Here is an 885-nt window from a genome sequence, read left to right on the forward strand (position 1 = left end):
CAACTGGTTGCTAGTTTTTCGAGGTCATCGAATTTGTCTGTGATCCGCGCCGGGACTGGATTTGTGATCGGCGAAGGCAGATCGGTTAGAGTCCAGATGTTTGGACTCAGCGAATGACGGGTAACCCATGCTGGCAAGCGATTCCGACGAAATTGAGCGAAGCGCAGTTCGAAGAATTTGTCTTGCCACACCTGAGTCGTGGCCGACGCGGACCGGCACCCACGCTGTCGTTGCACAAGATCTTCGACTACATCCTGCAAATACTGTACATGGGCTGCCAATGGAAGATGCTGCCGATCGAAAGGAATGCAAAAGGTCTGCCTGAAATCCACCACACGCGTATCTACCGGATGATGCGGCGCTGGCAGGCTGATGGCAGCATCGACCGGATCTTTGCGGGCACGGTACATAAACTTCATCAGGACCAGCTCCTCGCCCTTTCCGTCATCCACGGCGACGGCACGACGACTGCAGCGAAGAAAGGCGGCGACAACCTCGGGTATAGCGGACACAAGCATCTCAAGGGCTGCAAGGTCGTCGCCTTCTGCGACCGCGACTGCAACATCATCGCGCCGTTCGTGACGGCGCCGGGCAACCGCAACGAATCACCGCTGTTGCGCGACGCGCTGCCCAGACTAACCGAAATGGCCCGCGCCATTGGCGCGGACCTGCTAGGTTCAACCCTCAGTCTGGACGGCGTCTACGATTGCCGGCCCAACCGCAAGGCGATCTTCAATCGCGGCATGACCCCGAACATCCCCGAGAACCCGCGTGGGCGAAAAACACCGAAGCGGGGCCGCAAGCAGCGCTTTGATCCGGCGATCTTCGAGGAGCGCTTCAGGACCATCGAACGCGTCTTTGCCTGGGAAGATAAGTTCCGCCGTC

General features: G+C 58.8%; 1 protein-coding gene. It reads left to right on the plus strand.

Annotation, left to right across the window (positions count from 1 at the left end; translation table 11 throughout):
• Positions 1-113: 113 nt before the first annotated feature.
• Positions 114-885, plus strand: a 772-nt coding sequence (locus PQR54_RS38835) for a transposase (protein ID WP_408255443.1), incomplete at its 3' end; no start/stop codon positions are given.

This window comes from Paraburkholderia phytofirmans, assembly GCF_046028095.1.
In the GTDB taxonomy this organism is placed as follows: Bacteria; Pseudomonadota; Gammaproteobacteria; order Burkholderiales; family Burkholderiaceae; genus Paraburkholderia; species Paraburkholderia phytofirmans_A.